A 500-nucleotide genomic window follows, 5' to 3' on the forward strand; every position below is an offset into this window, starting at 1 on the left:
AAGAAGGCCTATCAGTATCCTGAGTAGGGCGGGACACGTGAAATCCCGTCTGAATCCGCGAGGACCATCTCGCAAGGCTAAATACTAACCAGTGACCGATAGTGAACCAGTACCGTGAGGGAAAGGTGAAAAGAACCCCGGGAGGGGAGTGAAAGAGAACCTGAAACCGTGTGCCTACAAGTAGTCAGAGCCCGTTAACGGGTAATGGCGTGCCTTTTGTAGAATGAACCGGCGAGTTGCGTTAGTCAGCAAGGTTAAGTCAGAAAAGACGGAGCCGCAGCGAAAGCGAGTCTGAACAGGGCGAGAAGTTGGCTGATGCAGACCCGAAACCAAGTGACCTACCCATGACCAGGTTGAAGGCGCGGTAAAACGCGCTGGAGGACCGAACCCACGTAAGTTGAAAATTGCGGGGATGAGTTGTGGGTAGCGGTGAAATTCCAAACGAACTTGGAGATAGCTGGTTCTCTCCGAAATAGCTTTAGGGCTAGCCTCGCAAAGAG

General features: G+C 52.4%; 1 rRNA gene. It reads left to right on the forward strand.

The annotated features are described in order from the left end of the window. Positions 1-500: ribosomal RNA gene (locus lacNas_RS01140) — 23S ribosomal RNA — on the forward strand; the annotation flags it as partial.

It is taken from the genome of Lactobacillus nasalidis (assembly GCF_016587775.1).
Lineage (GTDB): Bacteria > Bacillota > Bacilli > Lactobacillales > Lactobacillaceae > Lactobacillus > Lactobacillus nasalidis.